The sequence below is a fragment of the Lentzea rhizosphaerae genome (assembly GCF_042649515.1).
In the GTDB taxonomy this organism is placed as follows: Bacteria; Actinomycetota; Actinomycetes; order Mycobacteriales; family Pseudonocardiaceae; genus Lentzea; species Lentzea aerocolonigenes.
In genome coordinates, this window is the sequence record NZ_JBHRZI010000010.1 from 71,124 (window position 1) to 87,854 (window position 16,731).

A 16,731-nucleotide genomic window follows, 5' to 3' on the forward strand; every position below is an offset into this window, starting at 1 on the left:
CGGGTCGGCCGGACAATCGGCGACGATTGGCGCAACCGATCGTCGGCAGTTCTTCCGAGCTTCGGCACGAACACGATTTTCGATCGGCTTCGGCCGGCCCGAAATACTCGTCCGGCCGCGCCAACAACCGCACATCCCAGCCATAGCCGAAGGTGCGCCGCCGATCCGGCCGGCCGGCCTTGACAGAACACCGGCTGCGGCCGGACGTGACGCGCGACGGGCACGACGAACCGGCCCCTCGAGGGGCGGAGGTCAGGTGAACGGGACGGCGGCTCAGCCGGTCGTCAGCTCGCGGCGCGCACACCGTCCGGCGGCACCGCGGACGGTCCGGACTCCAACGCCGGACGGCCGATCGGACCCAGCGCCCGAGCCAGCACCCTGGCGGTCTCCAGCACCGTTCGGTCCCCCAGGCGGGGACCGGCTACCGCCACCCCGATCGGCACTCCGCGCGCGTCCAGGCGGACCGGGACGACGACCGACGGCAGGTAGCACACGCCAGTCACTCCGGCCCACACCATCTGGTCCCAGTACGGCCGCTGCCGGCCGTCGACGGTGATGGTGCGCTGGGCGAACGGGCGGTGGTCGTGGGCCGGCGCGGTGTTCGGCGCGACCGGCAGCAGCAGGGCGTCGTAGCGACTGAAGAACGCTTGCCAGCGCAGGCCCATCCGGGTGCGCAGTTCGTTGGCGACGATCCAGTCGCGATGGCGTTGGTGGACGTGCTCGCCGCCCAGCACACCGGTGGGCGGCAGGACGCCGGTGTCGATCAGCTCGGCCTCTTCGCCGGAGATGTCGTCGATGGCGGTACCCGCGATCAGCCTGCGAAAGATCTGGTCGCTCTGCTCGAGCCGGATCCCCAGCGGGCTGGTGGCCCGCACCGCGACTCCGGCCTGGGCGAGCGCGTCGGCGGCGTGTTCCACCGCCGCTCGCACCTCGCCGTCCACCGGGCAGTACGGGTCGTCGAACCAGGCCGCCACCCGGCGCGGCCGGCCGGCCGGGGGCAGGCTCAGCCGCCAGACGTCCCGGTCCCAGGGGTCCGGGCCGCTGATCGCGTCGAACAGGATCTCCAGGTCGTCGACGTCCCTGGCCAGCGGTCCGACCACGGCGATGTCGGGCAGGGCCCGGTTGAACGGCATCGGCGGGACGTGGCCGTACATCGAGACCGTGCCGTAGGTCGGCTTGAGACCGGTGACGCCGCAGAACCCGGCCGGGATCCGAATGGACCCGGCGACGTCCGAGCCGATCTCCAGCGGCGTGAACCCGGCCGCCAGCGCGCCCGCGGCACCACCGGACGAGCCGCTGGTGGTCAGCGTCGGGTCCCACGGGTTGCGGGAGGTGCCGAACAGGTCGTTGTAGGCCTGCAGGTCGCGCGAGGCACGGGGCAGGTTGGTCTTGCCGAGGATGATCGCGCCCGCTCGCCGGGCCCCGGCCACAGCGGCCGCGTCCTCGTCCGGAACGAAGTCGGGCAGCAGACCACCGGTGGTGCGCAGCCCGGCGGTGGCGAAGCTGTCCTTGACGGTCATCGCCACGCCGTGCAGTGGCGGCAGCGGGTCACCGCGCACGACCGCCTCGTCGGCCGCGAGCGCCTCGGCCTCGGCGCGTTCGTTGCGGGTCACCACGAGCCCGAGTGCGCCGTCGTGGCGATCGATCCTGGCCAGCAGTGCGCGCAGGTACTCCCGGGCGGAGAGTTGCCCGTCGGCGATCGCCCGTGCCACCTGTCGGGCCGGCCACCAGCACAGCTCGTCGTCCATCACACCTCGGCTCGGTCCGCGGCGAGTCGGTGCGCGAGGCCCGACGCATTTCCGGCTGTTTCCCCGCCCTTCGGCATGGGCCTCGGCGAATTGTGCACGGCCTCACGCCGGGGCCGAATGACAAATGAGCCGGGAAATCAGGCATGGCCGTTCGCGCACTGACCTGAATCCGAACCGCCGACTACCGTCCGGCAGATGGCGCGACGAACTGCGGCCGGGCCGCCCGGCCGACTGGCGCGGCGGTGAGCCGGGTGCGGGTGTTGATCGCCCGGACCACCGCGCAGCCCTGCCCGGCCACCGGCACCGCCCCGGCCGCCGCCCGCCGGCGCGACCAGGCGGCGTCGCGGGAGGCGCTGCGCCGGGTGCTGGTTCTGCTGGGGCTCGAGCCGCAGGTCACCGGCCACACCTTCCCCCACCGGACGGTCTCGTTGACGCACTGTCCGGCCGGAGGCTGCGCGGCCGCGGTCGACGACCCGGTTCTCCCGGAGGTCGTCGGGGTCGGGGTCGATCTGGAAACCGACAGGCCGCTACCGCGGCGTGCCGCACGCTACTTCTGCACCGCGGACGAGCTCGCCTTCGTCGATGCCCTGCCACCCACCGACCGTTCCGCACAGCTGCTGCGGCTGTGGACGGTGAAGGAGGCACTGTTCAAGTCCGACCCGGAGAACGCGCACACCGCGCTGCGGCGCTACCAGCTGGCGGTGCCGGCCGCCGCCGGCGGCGTCGCGGACCGTCGTGGCGGCACCCGCCGGCTCGCGTTCGTCTACGCGAGCAGCCGATGGGGCGCCGAGCAGCTGTCGGTCGCGGTGGCGCTGGCCCCGCGGGCGGACCGGCCCGCGCACCGGTCCCAGGCCTCGCCGCCGGTGGACGTCGCCGCCCGGCTGGCCGCAGCCCACCCGGATGCGTTCGAGCGGTCGTGGACCGGCACACCGCTGGCCGGGCTGGCCGGGCTGGTGCTCGACCTGCCCGCCGCCGGTCCGCTGCGGCCCTCGCCCCGGCTGCAGCCGCTGCGCACCGTCGCCGAGCTGACCGAGTTCCTCGATCCGCAGCATCGCCCGTCCTGATCCACCGACCCACGCAGGAGGTCGAACCACATGTCACCATCGGACGCCGACACCGGCGAGTTCCCGCTGACCTGGGCCCAGCAGCAGTGGATGGCAGGCCCGCCGCCGCTGGACGAGAACGACGCCTGGCGCTACGAGCTCAGCCTGCCGGTACCGGTCGGCCCCGGCCTCACGGTGCCCGACGCGGTGGCGATCGCCGGCGAACTGGTGCGCCGCTTCCCGCCGCTGCGGTCGCGACTGCGCCGCGGCGCCGACGGGCAGCTGCGGCAGGAGGTGCTGGCTCCCGACGACCCGGTGGTGCTGGACGGGGTGCAACGGCTCGGGGTGTGGTGCTTCGACTTCGTGACCGACGCGCTGTTCGACGCCGGCCGGCGGATCAACCAGTTCGTGACCGACCCCGACGCGGGGAACCTGATGATCGTGGTGCCGCCCGCGGGCACCGGTGGTGACGTCGAGATCTCGGTCGCGCACGCGTTCGTCGACGCCAGCGGGGCCGGTGCCCTGGTCGCCGCCTTCCTGGCCACCCTGCGCGGTCAGCGGTCCGCGCCGATTCAGCGGACCTTCTACGACGTCCTCGAGTTCGAGCGCGGCGAGCGCGGCGCGGAGCTCTCCGCGCGCAACCTCCGCTACCTCGTCTCCACCGCGCGCCGGGCCGAGGAGCACGGCCTGAGCGATCCACGAGGGACGGCCCCGGAGCAGACCGTGGACGGCTGCCGGCTGCGCAGTCGCAAGCTCCTGCGCGCCCTGGCCCGCAGCCAGCCGGACTCCCGCCTGGCCCGCGCCGCCCTGTCCCTGTCCCTGGCGTTGATCGCGTTCTGCCGCGTCCGCGGAACCGACGGCGCGTGGGTCAACATCGTCGTCGGCAACCGGGCCACCCCCGAGGCGGAGTCCTTCGTCGGCCTGGCCATGCAGTGGGGTGCGCTCACCGAAAGCCTGCGGCCCGAGGACACCCTGCGCACCGTGCGCGACCGGCTGACGCTGCGCCTGGCGCAGAGCCTGCGGCACGGCAGGTTCGACCCGCGCCAGGCCGAGCAGGAGTTCGACCGCGCCGGCGTCGGCGGGCGCCCGGTGTTCACCTTCAGCCACTGGGAGTCGCCGGACACCGACTGGGACACCGCCCGCAAGCCCGTTGACGAGCACGTGGTGCAGGCAGACCACTACGAGTGGGCCGTCATGCCGGCCGGGGCGGGCGGGGTCGGCATGGAATTCAACACCTCCACGTTGATGGACCAGGCGCTGCTCAAGGTGAAGTGGGACCGGCGGCGTTACTCCGGACCTCACATGCGCGACTACATCGCGCACGTCGAGCGGATGCTCGACCTGGCCGTCGAAGACCTCGACGTGCCGGTGGCGCGGCTGCGTGACCTCGACCTGACCTGAGCCATCCACGGCGCACACCTCGGCAGCCGCTGCCGGCTTGGCCACGTCGTCCCGACCACGATGCGGGCGTCGCAATTTTTCCACAAAAATTGTTAGCCTTTCCGAGGTTCACTCGGAGGGAAAATTCATGACCAACGGCGATGTCGCGCGCCCTGAAGCCGGGAATAACGGCGACCGATCAGTGACTGATTCATCGAAGCGAAAAAACACCTGGCGGACGCTGATACGGCTGGCATTACCGCTCATGGCCGCCGAGGCGGTCGAATTCCTGGTGTTTCTCGGCATCGTCGCCATCATGGGCTTGATGGGCGGCACCGCGCTGTACCTGCGGGCGCTGTACCAGCCGATCGACTACGTGCTGATCGCGCTCAGCGTCGCGTTCGCGGTCAGCAACCAGGTGTCCGCCGCCATCAGCCGGGGGATGGGCCGCGAGCAGGACGTGCTGGCCGCGGCGGTCAGCATCGCGCGTGTCTGGTTGTGCGGTGGACTGGTCGTCTGCACGGCGCTGGCGTTCTCGGCGCCGGCGATGGCCGATCTGCTGCGGATCGAGCCGGCGGCTCGTGCCGACTTCGCGCAGTTCCTGCGCTGGACCGTCTTCGCCGGGCTGCTCACCATCGGTCCGGCGCTCGCCGCCTCCAGCCTGCGCGGAGCCGGCATGGTGCGCAAGGCGCTGGCGGTGACGATGTCGGCGGCACTGACGAACATCGGCGGCGTGGCCCTGCTCGGGCTCGTCTTCCGCATCGGCATCGCGGCCATCCCGATCTCGCTGGCCGTGTCCAGTCTCATCGGGCTGGCCGCGGGGCTGCTCATCCTGCGGCGGACCGAGCTCTGGCAGCCGTCCGCCTTCCGCTCGTGGCGGCCGGAGGTGCTGGGCCACCTGCGGCGCATCGGTGCACCGGTGGCGGCTTCGTTCCTCCTCATCGCGCTCTACAACCTGGCCGTTCTCCAGGTCCTCCGGCCGTTCGGGCCGGATCCGATCGCGGGATTCTCCGTCGCTCTCGCCGCCCAGAACCTGATCTTCCTGCCCGGCACCATGCTCGGCGCCGCGACCGCCATCGTGATCAACCAGCAGCGCGGCGCCGGCGAGTCGCACCTCATCCGGCGCACGCTGCGGAGCGGACTGGAGATCGCGGCGAGCCTCTACCTCGTGGTGGCGGTGGGCGTCTGGCTGCTCGGCGGGGTGTACGCCGACGTCATGAACTCCAACGCCGCCATCGCGCACCACACCGCGGCCTACCTGACGACGATCGGGCTCACCTACGTCGTGCAGGGACCGGTGCTGGCCGCGCTCACCGTGATGGAGCACACCGGCGGCGGCTTCCTCGCGATCGTTCTCAACATCATCTACTTCGCCCTGATCGTGGTGACGGCACACGTCGTCACCTCATTCGTTCCCAGCGCCGCCGCCTTCTACAACACGGTGGCCTGGTGCAACCTGATCGGTGTCACGGTGCCGATCGTCGCGATCCGGTACATCCGGAAACTGAGCCGGCCGGCACCCAGCGGCAGAATTCGCTTCGCTGAGGCCGACTGAGGTTCACCGTCCCACAGCTCGACAGCGGCCGTCCCAGGAACCCGGCCTCTGGCATGAACGGCGCATCTGTCGACCTCAGGTGCACAAATGCGCCGTTCATGGACGATGTTGGTTCCCCAGGTCCACCTCGACCGGGGTCGGCGCCGTCGGGCTGTAGCTGAGCACCCGCCGGGGCACGGCGAGCAGCTCGGGCTCCCCCGCGTACAACTGCCTGGCCTCGGCGAACGGGACCTCCGGCGTGGTCACCGCGGCCACCCGGTCGAGCAGCGCGCCGTCCTCGGCGCTGATCTCGCCGTGGCGGGTCATGCCCCAGTAGTCCCAGCGCAGCATCTCCACCTTGTTCAGCCCGGCCAGGTCGTCGACCAGGTTGTGGCGCAGGAACGGCCAGCCCTTCGTCAGCCCGTCCTCGAAGTCGGGGTCGACGACGAACGACATCGGGTCGGCCAGCCCTCGCCGGCAGCGCAGCCAGGCGTCGCCCGCGACGATGAAGCGGTCGGGCGGGACGTCCGACGAGCTGAAGCTGAACCCGTCGGTCTCGTCGACGTGCACGTCGGGCAGTTCGACGTCGACCCGGCGCCAGCGTCGCTGCACGTCGTCCCACACCTCGACCAGCTCGTGGTCGATGGTGCAGCCCGGGATGATGTACGAGGCGAAGCCGGCGCGAGCCCTGGCCGGCACGCCGGCGTGGCGCAGCAGGGTCAGGTAGAGCACGGCGTAGTCGCGGCAGCTGCCGACCATCCGCCGGTTGGGTGGGCGCTCCTCGACGATCGGCCGGTCGTCGAGCTCGATGATGCGCCGCAGCATCGCCTCGGAGTAGCGCAGGTCGACCTCGCCCAGGCGACCGGCCGGGATGCCGAGGGCGGCCAGGTCGGTGGACCGGAAGTGGGTGAACAGCCCGCGCACCACGGTGCGCACGGCCAGAGGGTCGGTCGGCAGGTCGACCAGGAGAGCGGCCAGCGGTCCAGGGTCGGTGACCGCGCTCTGTCCGGCGTAGAAGGCGAGTTCGTCGATCGCAACGGGTTCAGTCACGGCTGCCACGTCGTTCTGCGGGCGCGTCATCACGTCTCCACCTCGATGCCGCTGTGGTCGACGATGACCGACGCCAGCGCGGCGGGGCTGGCGTCGTCGAAGATCACCGTGAGGAGCTCTGAGCGGAGCCGCTCGACAGCCTCCTCGTCCACCGGCCCGTACCGCTCGATCAGCCGGGAGAGCACCTCGACAGCCCGCATCGAGTCGCCGCCGCAGTCGAAGAAGTCCTCGGTCGGCGCCAGCGGTGCACGCAGCAGAACGTCGCCCATCGTGTGCGCGACGACCGACATCAGCTCGCCGATGTCGTCGGTCAACGTCCCCACCTGTCCTCCGCGGTCGGCATCGGGTCGGATCAGCTCTCGGTCGGCAGAAGGGTGGCTTGCAGCGGCGGGAAGGCGCCGCGCAGCAGGCCGCTGAAAACGCCCAGCCGCTGGATGTTGCTGGTGCCCTCCATGTACTCCACCGAACCGGCGTCGCGGACCAGCTTGTCTAGCAGCGGGTGTTCCAGCCGGGCCCCCGGGCCGAAGAAGTCGAGGGCTGCCAGCGTCACGCGTTCGGCCAGCCGGGCCGAGGTGGCCTTCGCCGCCGACGCGAAGTGCCCGGCGGACGGGTCGTGGTCGACCGCCGCGGCGGCGGCGCGCAGCATCCGGCGGGTGGTGGCGATGGCCCGCTCCATCCGCTCCAGGCGCAGCCGTTCGGTGGCCCGCAACGAACTGCGCTCGGCCAGCACGTACTCGTAGGCGGCGCGGGCGACGCCGACCCCCATGACCGCCACCGCGGGGCGCAGCAGGTTGAACGTGCGCAGCCAGGCCGCCATCCCGCGCCGGCTGGGCCGCAGGTGGGCGCCGAGCACCCGATCGGGCGCCAGCTCGACGTCGTTGAGGGTGATCTCGCCGAGCCCGGCGCCGCGTACGCCGATGGTCCGCACCGGGGTGGTGGCGAATCCGGGGGTGGACGCGTCGACCAGCGCGGCCGCGAACCCCAGCGGACCGGGCCCGGTCCGGGCGAAGACGACGCCGAACTCGGCCCGGCCGGCGTTGCCCACGTAGCGCTTGACGCCGTTGAGCCGGGCCGGGCCGTCCGGATCGGAGGGCGCTGTCAGCGTGGTCGCCATGTTCACCGCGTCCGAGCCGTGCTCGGGCTCGGAGAGGGCGAAGAACGTCCAGGTCGGACGGGCCAGCAGCCGACCGAAGAACCACTCCTTCTGCTCTTGGCTGCCCAGCGCGTCCACCACGACGCCGCTCATCGGACCGCCCGGCGATCCGAGCATCATGCCCAGGTCGGCGCAGGCCCCTTCCTCGAAGAACACCACCCGCTCGGAGGCGCTCATGAGGTAGTAGGTCTGGTCGCCGAGCACCAACGGTTCCGGGTTGAACTCCGGCGGGATCTGCAGGGCGGCCACCCTGGCCAGCGCCGGCAGGTGCGCCACTCGGGTGACCGCATCCGGGTCGGCGTCCACCTCGAGGGCGTACGGGCGCATCTCTGCGGCCCATTCCCGGGCCTGAGCCTGCAGTCGGCGAAGCCGCGGATCGAGCTCGGTCATTCGTCGAACCCTCCTGGTGTCGATCCGGACCCGGCTCGGTAGGCGTCGGCGAGCAACTCGGACACGTGCACCGCGGTGCCCGGACCGCCCTCGACGTAGCCGTGTGCGCCGAGCAGCCGGACCCCGGCCCGGTCCATGGCGGTGATCTGCGCGTGCAGGTCGGCGACGGCCGCGGCGTCGAGTCCGTCCGGCTCGGCGCCTTCGAGCGCGCAGCGCACCTGCAACTGCTCCATGACGACGTCGGCGACCGCGCTCTTCACCACGCTGTGCTGCAGCAGAACCACGTCGCCGGTGTGCCGCTGGTCGAGGTAGCGCAGCGCGCCCTCGAGCAGCCGATAGGACAGGCCGAGGCGCAGCCCGGCCAGCGCGGTGTTCCACGACCGCGCTTCCGGCACCCGGACGGCGTTCGCCGGCCGGCGGGCCCGCAACGCGGTCAGACCGGGCACGCCGGTGTTCAGGTGTTCGACGGTGTCGTCCGGGGCCCATTCCCACTCGCCCTGGCGCAGCCGGTCCGCGTCCGCGGCCACCTCGTCCGGCACCAGCGCGTGACCGGCCGGACCGAGGACCACGACCCCCGGACCGGCGGCGGCGTGCAGCGCGGTCAGCGCGGCGGACCAGCCGCTCGTGTGCGCGACGGCGAGCATCGACGGCCATGCCGCACCAAGGGCCGTGCCTGTCCTGGTCATGGCAGTTTCTCCTGCTCCTCGGAGTCGGCGACGTGCGTACCGGCGGGATCGGGCTCAACGGTGATCGCGCAGTGCGCGAACCGGCCCAGATCGGGGTCGTAGTCGGCGAGCAGCACCCGTCGGCCCGTGCGGCGCCAGCCATCCCACTCGGCGGCGAGCACGGACCAGATGCCGCTGGCCGGGCGTCCAGCGGGCACCGCGACGGTGCCGGGCGGGAGCCGGTCGCCGCAGACGGCCACCAAGCCGGGCCCGGCCAGCGCGGTGACCGCTCCGGGTTGCTCCCCGGCCAGCAACGCCGACCAGCAGACCGCTACCTCCTCGCGCGGCACGGGCTGCGGTTGCGCCGTCTCGACCCGGTGCGCTGCGTCGACGTCCAGGGTCAGCACGGTCACCGCGTCCTCGGTGACCCGCAGATGCGCCGGCACCGGTTCGGTGTGCAGCACGCTGGCCTGGTCCAGAGCGAACACCAGGATCCGGCGGGCGCCCAGCCGGCTGCGGTTCTCGGCCAGCCACAGCGCGGTGAACACCCCGACCAGGCCCAGGTCGGCGATGCCGAAGACCAGTCCGGCATCCGGAACGGCCGAGTCGAGGAAGCACATCGGGAAGCCGGGCTCGGCGTCCGGCGCCGTGCTGGCCATGACGGCGAGGTCGAACCGGTTGCCACCGCCCAGCAGATCGGGCAGCACGGCCGCGACCAGGTCGGTGAACGACACCCGCCCGGCCGCCAGCCCTTCCTGGTCGGCCGTCAGCCCGAAGGTGCCGAACAGGTCGCGGAAGTAGTCGTGGTCGTGCGGGCGGAACTCGCGTCGGTCGATCCCGGCGCGCTGGGTGACCGCAGCCAGGCGCAGCTCCCCCGGCCCGGCCCGGCCGTCGGCGGCCGGTCGGGAAACTGTGATGTACATGCCGGTGGCTCCTCCTGCGGGCTCGATCGGGGTCGGTGCGGCGGCAACCGGGCTCAGTGCTGGAGGACCATGGCCGAGAAGGTCGCCCCCAGCCCCACCGAGGTCATCAGGTAGCGGTCGCCGGGCAGCAGCCGTCCGGCGTCGACCGCGGTCCGGTAGTTGATGAAGCTGTCGGCACCGAAGCAGTGCCCGCAGCCGGCCAGGTTCTCCATGAACAACCGATCGGCGCCGCGCACGCCGAGCAGCCGCAGCACCCGCAGCCACGACATCCGGTTGACGTTGTGCGGCAGGATCAGCGCGATGTCGTCGAGGTCGAGCCCGGCGCTGCGCACCGCGGCGTCGATCACCTCGGCCAGCAGTGCCGGGTACTCGTCGTGGAACGCCGCGGTCAGTTCGTCGTCGAGCCAGGCGCCGCGGTGGAACTTCCCGCAGGTGCGGGTCGCGTAGGACAGCATCCGATCCCGATCACCGCCGGCCGCGACCAGGACCGCGGCCGCGCCCTCGCCCATGACACCGGTGTCGGCCAACACCTTGCCCGCCGTGGTGAACGCCTTCTCCCCTGCCACCAGCAGTGCCAGCGACTGCGGATCGGGGTCCGCGGCCAGCAGCTCGCCGGCCACCTCGACGGCCAGCAGCCCGGAGGCGCAGGCGTGCTGGGTGAGACAGATCGCGGTGGCTCCCTCCAGTCCCAGCCGCCGGCACGCCTCGGCGAGCGGGTTGACCGGGTGCGGGGCGACCACCGGCATGGTTCGCGCCTGGATCACGTAGCGGATCCGCGGCCGGAGTGCCTCGAAGCCGGGCAGTCCGTTCGCCGCCGCGACCAGCAGGTCGGCCAGACCGGCCGCGGGGTCGAGCGGGATCCGGTCGAACCCGAAGAACCGCTCGTACATCCGCACCCGTGGCTCGGGGATGCCGTGCTCGCGCAGGAACTCGGCCACCGGCACCGTCGCCTTCGGGATGTGGCTCGCCACCGCCACCAGCGACGTCATCGCGGACCGCCGGGGAGCGCGCCTTCGACCGCGGCCACCGGGCGCATCCGGCGCACCCTGCGAACAGCGATCACCACGACGACCAGGCCGACCACGTTCCCCACGGCGGCGGTCGCGTAGAGCGCTGCCGGGTCGTCGAAGGTCCGCGCCAGCACCCCGCCGATGACGACGATCTCGGCGAAGTAGATGACGTTGAGCAGCACGGCGAGCGTGCCGCTGCCGACGTGCTCCAGGAAGGTCAGCGAGGCCAGCACCGGTCCCTGTGCCAGGTAGGTCAGGGCGACCACGCCGACGTAGAGCCCGACAGCGGCGACCACTCGCGGATCGTCGGAGAAGATTCGCCCGACCACGTCGCGCAGCAGCCAGATGACCGCCGCCACCACCGCGTAGAAGGCGAAGGCCAGCTCCAGCCCGGCGCGCAGGATTTCCCTCGCCCGGTCCACCGAGCCCGCGCCGCGCTGCTGATTGATCACGATCGCGGTTGCCCCGCCGAGCTGGATGCCCGGGATGATGATCAACGCTTGGAGCGTGGACGCCGCGGCGTAGCCCGAGATCGTGTCCGGACCGAAGGGCGTCAGCACCCAGAGCATGCTCACGTTGAACAGCGAAATCAGCACGTAGGACAGGGCGACCGGCACTCCGACGCCCCGCAGGAAGCCGATGACCTCGCCGCGCACCGGCACTCCGGTGAGACGACCCCACAGCCGGTGGCGACGCATGAACCACAACCCGGGCACCGCCGCGGCCGCGCTCGCCACCGCGGTCGCGATCGGCACGCTGGACAGCCCCAGCCCGGCGCCGAAGCCGAGCACGCCGACGAGCGTGAACTCGACCGCCGCGCTGGTGAGGGTGACCACCGCGGCCGCTCTGGCGTGCCCGAACCCGCGCAGCGCCGCAGAGCACAACGCCGGCAGCACCACGGTCAGGCTGGCCAACGACGTCCAGCGCAGGAACCAGACGAATTCGGCCCGTTCGGCCGCCGGCACGTCGAGCAGAGCGCCCAGCGCTGGAGAACCGAGGTAGAGCAACACGCACAACACGACCCCGGTGACCACGAACACCCGCAACAGCGCCACCGCGGTCGGAACCAGGTCCTGCGGTCGTTCGCGGCCCCGGCTGATCGACGCCATGACCTGGTAGGTGATGGCGAACGCCGTGCTCATGGCGACGAACAACAGCAGGATCGGCATGGTCAACGACCGGATGTAGAGCGCCTCGTTGCTGACCCGGCCGAGCAGCGCCACCACACCGATGATCTCGACGAACAGCACGACGTCGGCGATCGTCATCGGCAGCGCCAGCCCGGCGATGGCGCGTCGGGTCCCGGCCCGGTCGGCCGCAACCAGACCGTTGCGGTCGGCCATTTTTACTCCTGCTCCTCGGCCTGGCCGGCCACGTACTCGGTGAGCGTCCCGATCGTCTCGAAGTGACGCGGCTCGAACGTGTCCGGGTCGAACTCGACCCCGAACTCGTCCTCCAGCTTCATCAGCAGCTCGAGGATGTTCGTCGAGTCCAGACCGAGGTCGTCGACGATGCGCTTGTCCGCGCTCAGCGCGCCGACATCGCGTCGAATCAGCTCCGAGAGCGTGCCGACCACACGGGTGTGCGCTTGCGTCAGGGCGGCTTCGGTGTTCGTCATGCCCGTGCCTTTCCGGAAGAGAGTTCAGGGATGGAGGCGGAGGGCACCTCGGGCGCCCACTCGTGAAGGCGCTGGCGGTCGACGATGTCGGCGGGCCGGTCCCGATCCCTGATCAGGTGAGGCCTGCCGGAGTCGACCAGCACCTCGGCCGGATGGCCGTGGCTGAGGAACAGCACCGGTGAGGCGGTGGGCCCGTAGGCGCCCGAGCGCAGCACCCCGAGCAGGTCGCCGGGATGCAGCGGCGGCAGCGGGGTGTGTGAGCTCAGAGTGTCGTTCGGGGTGCACAACAGGCCGGTGACCCGCCAGTTCTCGGGCGGTTCGGTGGCCTCCCTGCCGAGCAGCCGGATCGGGAAGTCTCGCTTGACGTACGAACCGACGCCGACCGCGGCCATGTGGTGGTGGGTCCCGCCGTCGGTCACCGCGAACCGTTCGCCCATGGACTCCTTGACCTGGCGGACCCGCACCACGTAGGTGCCCGACTCGGCGGTGAGGAAGCGGCCGAGCTCGGTGAACAGCCGGGTCCGCGGGTGCCGGGCCCTGAAGTCCGCGAACACCGGGTTGACCAGGTCTGCGAGCCGGCGCAGGTCGAGGTCGCGTTCGCCGTCGAAGTAGGCGATGCCGAGGCCGCCGCCCACGTCCACCGTCTCCAGCTCGAAGTCCAGCCGTTCGGCGACTCGTTCGGCCAGGTCGAGGATGCGGGTGGTGTTCTCGGCGACCACCTCCTCGGCCAGGATGCGGGTTCCCATGTAGACGTGCACGCCGGTCAGCCGGACGTTGCGCAACCCGGCCACCCGCGCCCCGGCGTCCAGCACCTGTTCCTCGTCGATGCCGAACTGGCGTGGCTTGCCGCTCATCGTGAGCCGCGAACCCTTGACGGTGAAGGACGGGTTGATCCGCAACACGACCGGGGCGACGGTGTTGCGCCGGGCCGCGAGCGCGTCGATCTCGGCCAGCTCGCCCCACGACTCGCAGACGATGGCGTGCACTCCGGCGGCGAGGCAGGCGTCGATCTCGTCGACGGACTTGCCCGGCCCCAGGAAGATGGTGTCCTCCGGGGCGACCCCGGCCCGGCCGGCGATCATCAGCTCGGCCAGCGAGGAGACCTCGGCTCCGGCCCCGACCGACCGCAGGACCGCGCAGATCGACACGTTCGGGTTCGCCTTGAGGGAGAACAGGATCCCCACGTCGGGGTGCAGCACCTCGCGCAGTTGCCGATAGCGCTCGCGCAGCACGTCGGCGTCGTAGACGAACAGCGGCGTGCCGAACTCGCGGGCCAGATCGGCAACGGCCAGACCACCGATGGTGTCGCTCATGCCGCACCTCCGACCAACTCGGTGACGCGCTCGCCCACCCGCCGGTCCAGTTCGGCGACCTCGTCGGCCGACCGGCCGATGACCAGGCCGTAGAGCCGGCCGTCGAACGTCGGGTGAGCCCCCTCGTCGTGCTCGTCGCCGGGTGACGGGGCAGCTGCGTTCAGGGTGGCGAAGTTGTTCACCAGGAAGCCTGTGCCGGTCCGGCGCTCGAACTGCAGATCGCCCAGCACCGACCGCAGCCGGTGGAAGGGCACCGGCTGGTGCAGCCGCAACGGGTAGTGCCGGGCCAACGCGATCGCGTCCGGCTCGATCAGCCGTTCCTGAATGCCCACCTGGTAGGTGGACATGTTGTTCCGTGCGTTGATCTCCACCAGCGGGTAGAGCCGGCCGTCGGGATCGATCATGGCGTCGATCCCGGCCACGCCGAAGTACCCGTCGCGGTGCAGCCGCGCGCCGACCGCGGCGGCGACCTCGGCCAGCTCGGCGGCCTGTGCGCCCGACAACCGGGCCGGGATGCGGTGGCCCTTGTGGATCCCGCCCTCGGTGATCGCCTCTTTGACGAAGTCGAGGTGCACGGCGCCGTCGCGACCGACCGTCACCTGGTAGTTGAGGTCGGTCTCCTTGGCCACCCACTCCTCGACGACGACGTCGGCCCGGCTGGAACCGGCACGTCGTTCGCGGGCCAGGATCATTCGGCACAGCCGCTCGAACCGGTGGACGTTCTCCACCAGGGTGATGCCCCGCCCGGACACCCCGAGAGCGTCCTTCACCGCGACCCGGCGGCCGGCGGCGAGCAGGTCGGCGACCGGGCCGGCGACCTCCTCCAGCTCATCGAGCGTGTCACACGCCCAGCCCAACGGCTGGCGCAGACCGAGCTCGTCGGCGACGCGCCGACTGTAGATCTTGCTGTTCACCCGGATGCACAGCCGGGCGTCCGGTGTGCACAAGGGCAGGCCGGTGGCCTCGGCCAGCTTCTCCTCCACCGCGGAGACGCCGTGCGGCCACAGCCGGGCGCCACCGGCGGCGAGCAGGCGCAGCTCGTCGACCAGCCCGGGATCGGCCAGCACGTCCTCGGTGACGGTCTGCTGGGCGTCCTGCGTGCCGCAGGCCAGCACCCGCGGCACCGGGAGCTCGAGCTCGTGCAGGTAGGCCAGGTAGTCCGGATCCGGGGCCGCCTTGAGGACCACGGTGTCGCCCGCGTCGCCGAGCAGCAACGCGAACTCGTCCATCCGGTTCACCACGGCTCGGCTGCCGGCCGAGGAGAACCGCGGGAGGCCCGGCTGTTCCCGGGCCCACTGGTCCTCGACCTCGAAGTTGCCGAGCAGCACCAGTGGCCCCGGCGCACCGAGCGCGGACCGAATTCGTCCGAGGAAATCGGGTGGTGTCTCCGCCACGTGTCACGTCCCGTCTGCGCTCAAGCTGCCGGATGACATCGACGAACGTAGGCACCCAGTGCGATCCGGGGTAATGACGGGAAGCGCGCACTTCCGACCCGGCTGATCGGGTATGGCCGCCGGACGCGCCGGACCATCGCCCGAATGTGCGCCCCGCACGACCAGGAGTGATCTCACCAGCGCTGCGTAACATGGCCCGAGAAGAACCGAGTCAATTGGTTCGAGGCTTGCCCGGGAAACTCGCTCGAAGCGGCATCCTCGCCGGCCGCGGATTCTCAAAGGCGATTCCTCGTATCCGGGCGGTCGGCGCACAACCACCAACCGGACGCGGGAGCAATTTCTGTGAATGATTCCGAAAAACGTGGCCTTCGGCATTCCCTGGTTCGCGCGAACACGGCAATTCGCGCTGGACGCAAGCTCTACCCCGAGTACAACAACGTGTTCCTACGCACCTATCCGGTGACCTTCGGCGCCCCCCGGACCGAGTACGACATGTACCAGTTCTGGTTCCGCACCCGAGGCTGCACGTACGACCGGGCCGGCCAGTGCAGCATGTGCAACTACGGCATCGGCCCGGAAATCGACCCGGAAGTCGTAGCACGCTCGGTCGAGCGCAAACTGGCCACCGTTCCCGAGGCCGCCTGCCTGTACCTGTCGCCGTCCGGGAGCCTGCTCGACGAGCGGGAGGTACCCGCGGAGATGCGCGACCGACTGCTGCGCGCAGCGGCCGCGCGGAAACCGTCCACCTTCGCGTTCGAGAGCCGCCCCGAGGTCTGCGACCGCGACAAGCTCGACCAGTTGCGCCAGCACTTCGCCCCCGGCACGCGGCTGGTGTGCCAGATCGGCGTCGAGTCGTGGGATCCGCAGGTGCGCTCCCTGTGCCACCTCAAGCCGACCCGCCAGCAGGCCTACCTGGACACCGCGAGCACGCTGCTCGACCTGGGCTTCGACCCGATCGCCAACATCACCCTCGGCGGCCTGGGCCTGTCCCCAGGGGAGGCCTACCGGGACACGCTGGCCGGGGTCCGCGGCGCGCGAGCGGCCGGCTACCGCACCCAGATGGTCTTCCCGCTGAGCGCGAAGGCCGGCACCCTGCTCGGCTGGGCCCACGACCAGGGACTGTGGGACCCCCCGACCCTGTGGATGCTGGTCCGGCTGCTCGCCGAGTGCGCCGACGACGCCACCGATCAGGACGGCTACGGCGACCTCGACATCTCCTGGTACAACCCGGAACTGGACGACGTCGTGCAGTCCCGGCCGGACAGCTGCGAGCGATGCCGCCCAGTGCTGGTCGATTCGCTGTCGGCGTTCCGCTTGCGCCCCAGGGCCGACGCACTGGCCCCGGCCACGGCGTGGGACGGCTGCCCGTGCCCGGCCCGCACCGACCGCCTGCTGGCCGACCCCGACCCGCTCAACTACCTCGATCGGCTGGTCTCAGTCGCCGACCGCTGGGCCGCGCAGGGCGAGGTATCGGGCCAACGCGGTCTCGGCGTCAGCTGAGCGAGCAGGT

General features: G+C 71.4%; 15 protein-coding genes. 4 read left to right on the forward strand and 11 right to left on the reverse strand.

Going from position 1 to position 16,731, the window contains the following annotated elements; translation table 11 throughout:
• Nucleotides 1-284 precede the first annotated feature (284 nt).
• Nucleotides 285-1,748, reverse strand: a complete 1,464-nt coding sequence (locus ACFOWZ_RS06765) for an amidase family protein (protein WP_382370250.1) — start codon at nt 1,746-1,748, stop codon at nt 285-287.
• A 251-nt stretch (nt 1,749-1,999) separates the two neighbouring features.
• Here ACFOWZ_RS06765 and ACFOWZ_RS06770 point away from each other — a divergent pair, with 251 nt between their 5' ends.
• The 3 genes from ACFOWZ_RS06770 to ACFOWZ_RS06780 all read left to right on the forward strand — a co-directional run bounded on the left by ACFOWZ_RS06770 (nt 2,000) and on the right by ACFOWZ_RS06780 (nt 5,726).
• Nucleotides 2,000-2,812 carry a 4'-phosphopantetheinyl transferase family protein gene (locus ACFOWZ_RS06770; RefSeq protein WP_382370252.1) on the forward strand — a complete coding sequence of 271 codons (813 nt, stop codon included), beginning with the start codon at nt 2,000-2,002 and terminating at the stop codon, nt 2,810-2,812.
• Nucleotides 2,813-2,842: 30 nt separating this feature from the next.
• A complete protein-coding gene (locus ACFOWZ_RS06775) occupies nt 2,843-4,192 on the forward strand; it encodes a hypothetical protein (RefSeq protein ID WP_382370254.1) in 1,350 nt (449 codons plus the stop codon).
• 244 nt (nt 4,193-4,436) lie between these two features.
• Nucleotides 4,437-5,726, forward strand: coding sequence for an MATE family efflux transporter (locus ACFOWZ_RS06780; RefSeq protein ID WP_382370256.1), 1,290 nt, complete (start codon nt 4,437-4,439; stop codon nt 5,724-5,726).
• A gap of 96 nt (nt 5,727-5,822) precedes the next feature.
• On the opposite strand, the gene ACFOWZ_RS06785 is transcribed toward ACFOWZ_RS06780, so the two are convergent.
• From ACFOWZ_RS06785 to ACFOWZ_RS06830, 10 genes are read right to left on the reverse strand one after another with little or no spacing between them, the layout of a single operon-like run.
• Nucleotides 5,823-6,755: a transglutaminase-like domain-containing protein gene (locus ACFOWZ_RS06785; RefSeq protein ID WP_382370258.1), complete on the reverse strand. Its 933-nt coding sequence runs from the start codon at nt 6,753-6,755 to the stop codon at nt 5,823-5,825.
• Nucleotides 6,756-6,784: 29 nt separating this feature from the next.
• Nucleotides 6,785-7,078 carry a phosphopantetheine-binding protein gene (locus tag ACFOWZ_RS06790; protein ID WP_382370260.1) on the reverse strand — a complete coding sequence of 98 codons (294 nt, stop codon included), beginning with the start codon at nt 7,076-7,078 and terminating at the stop codon, nt 6,785-6,787.
• A 29-nt stretch (nt 7,079-7,107) separates the two neighbouring features.
• A complete protein-coding gene (locus ACFOWZ_RS06795; protein ID WP_382370262.1) occupies nt 7,108-8,298 on the reverse strand; it encodes an acyl-CoA dehydrogenase family protein in 1,191 nt (396 codons plus the stop codon).
• Complete coding sequence (locus ACFOWZ_RS06800; protein ID WP_382370264.1) at nt 8,295-8,984, reverse strand: hypothetical protein; 690 nt, start codon at nt 8,982-8,984, stop codon at nt 8,295-8,297. The genes ACFOWZ_RS06795 and ACFOWZ_RS06800 overlap by 4 nt, the downstream gene beginning before the upstream one ends.
• Entirely contained in the window at nt 8,981-9,886 is a 906-nt protein-coding gene (locus tag ACFOWZ_RS06805; protein ID WP_382370266.1) for a hypothetical protein, read from the reverse strand. Before ACFOWZ_RS06805 ends, ACFOWZ_RS06800 begins: the two co-directional genes overlap by 4 nt.
• Nucleotides 9,887-9,939: 53 nt before the next feature.
• Entirely contained in the window at nt 9,940-10,875 is a 936-nt protein-coding gene (locus tag ACFOWZ_RS06810; protein ID WP_382370268.1) for a 3-oxoacyl-[acyl-carrier-protein] synthase III C-terminal domain-containing protein, read from the reverse strand.
• Nucleotides 10,872-12,239: an MATE family efflux transporter gene (locus ACFOWZ_RS06815; protein ID WP_382370270.1), complete on the reverse strand. Its 1,368-nt coding sequence runs from the start codon at nt 12,237-12,239 to the stop codon at nt 10,872-10,874. The genes ACFOWZ_RS06810 and ACFOWZ_RS06815 overlap by 4 nt, the downstream gene beginning before the upstream one ends.
• 2 nt (nt 12,240-12,241) lie before the next feature.
• Nucleotides 12,242-12,514 carry an acyl carrier protein gene (locus tag ACFOWZ_RS06820; protein ID WP_382370272.1) on the reverse strand — a complete coding sequence of 91 codons (273 nt, stop codon included), beginning with the start codon at nt 12,512-12,514 and terminating at the stop codon, nt 12,242-12,244.
• Nucleotides 12,511-13,827 carry a type III PLP-dependent enzyme gene (locus ACFOWZ_RS06825; RefSeq protein WP_382370274.1) on the reverse strand — a complete coding sequence of 439 codons (1,317 nt, stop codon included), beginning with the start codon at nt 13,825-13,827 and terminating at the stop codon, nt 12,511-12,513. Before ACFOWZ_RS06825 ends, ACFOWZ_RS06820 begins: the two co-directional genes overlap by 4 nt.
• Entirely contained in the window at nt 13,824-15,221 is a 1,398-nt protein-coding gene (locus ACFOWZ_RS06830) for a preATP grasp domain-containing protein (protein WP_382370276.1), read from the reverse strand. Before ACFOWZ_RS06830 ends, ACFOWZ_RS06825 begins: the two co-directional genes overlap by 4 nt.
• A gap of 459 nt (nt 15,222-15,680) precedes the next feature.
• Between ACFOWZ_RS06830 and ACFOWZ_RS06835 the strand changes: the two genes are divergently transcribed.
• On the forward strand, nt 15,681-16,721 hold the full coding sequence (locus ACFOWZ_RS06835) for a hypothetical protein (protein ID WP_382370278.1): 1,041 nt from the start codon (nt 15,681-15,683) through the stop codon (nt 16,719-16,721).
• Nucleotides 16,722-16,731: the final 10 nt, after the last annotated feature.

Excerpts from the sequence above, each read along its gene's own strand:
- ACFOWZ_RS06820 (WP_382370272.1), bottom strand. The coding sequence starts at position 12,514 with ATGACGAACACCGAAGCCGCCCTGACGCAAGCGCACACCCGTGTGGTC.
- ACFOWZ_RS06795 (WP_382370262.1), bottom strand. The coding sequence starts at position 8,298 with ATGACCGAGCTCGATCCGCGGCTTCGCCGACTGCAGGCTCAGGCCCGG.
- ACFOWZ_RS06805 (WP_382370266.1), bottom strand. The coding sequence starts at position 9,886 with ATGTACATCACAGTTTCCCGACCGGCCGCCGACGGCCGGGCCGGGCCG.
- ACFOWZ_RS06825 (WP_382370274.1), bottom strand. The coding sequence starts at position 13,827 with ATGAGCGACACCATCGGTGGTCTGGCCGTTGCCGATCTGGCCCGCGAG.
- ACFOWZ_RS06810 (WP_382370268.1), bottom strand. The coding sequence starts at position 10,875 with ATGACGTCGCTGGTGGCGGTGGCGAGCCACATCCCGAAGGCGACGGTG.
- ACFOWZ_RS06815 (WP_382370270.1), bottom strand. The coding sequence starts at position 12,239 with ATGGCCGACCGCAACGGTCTGGTTGCGGCCGACCGGGCCGGGACCCGA.
- ACFOWZ_RS06765 (WP_382370250.1), bottom strand. The coding sequence starts at position 1,748 with ATGGACGACGAGCTGTGCTGGTGGCCGGCCCGACAGGTGGCACGGGCG.
- ACFOWZ_RS06775 (WP_382370254.1), top strand. The coding sequence starts at position 2,843 with ATGTCACCATCGGACGCCGACACCGGCGAGTTCCCGCTGACCTGGGCC.
- ACFOWZ_RS06800 (WP_382370264.1), bottom strand. The coding sequence starts at position 8,984 with ATGACCAGGACAGGCACGGCCCTTGGTGCGGCATGGCCGTCGATGCTC.
- ACFOWZ_RS06780 (WP_382370256.1), top strand. The coding sequence starts at position 4,437 with ATGGCCGCCGAGGCGGTCGAATTCCTGGTGTTTCTCGGCATCGTCGCC.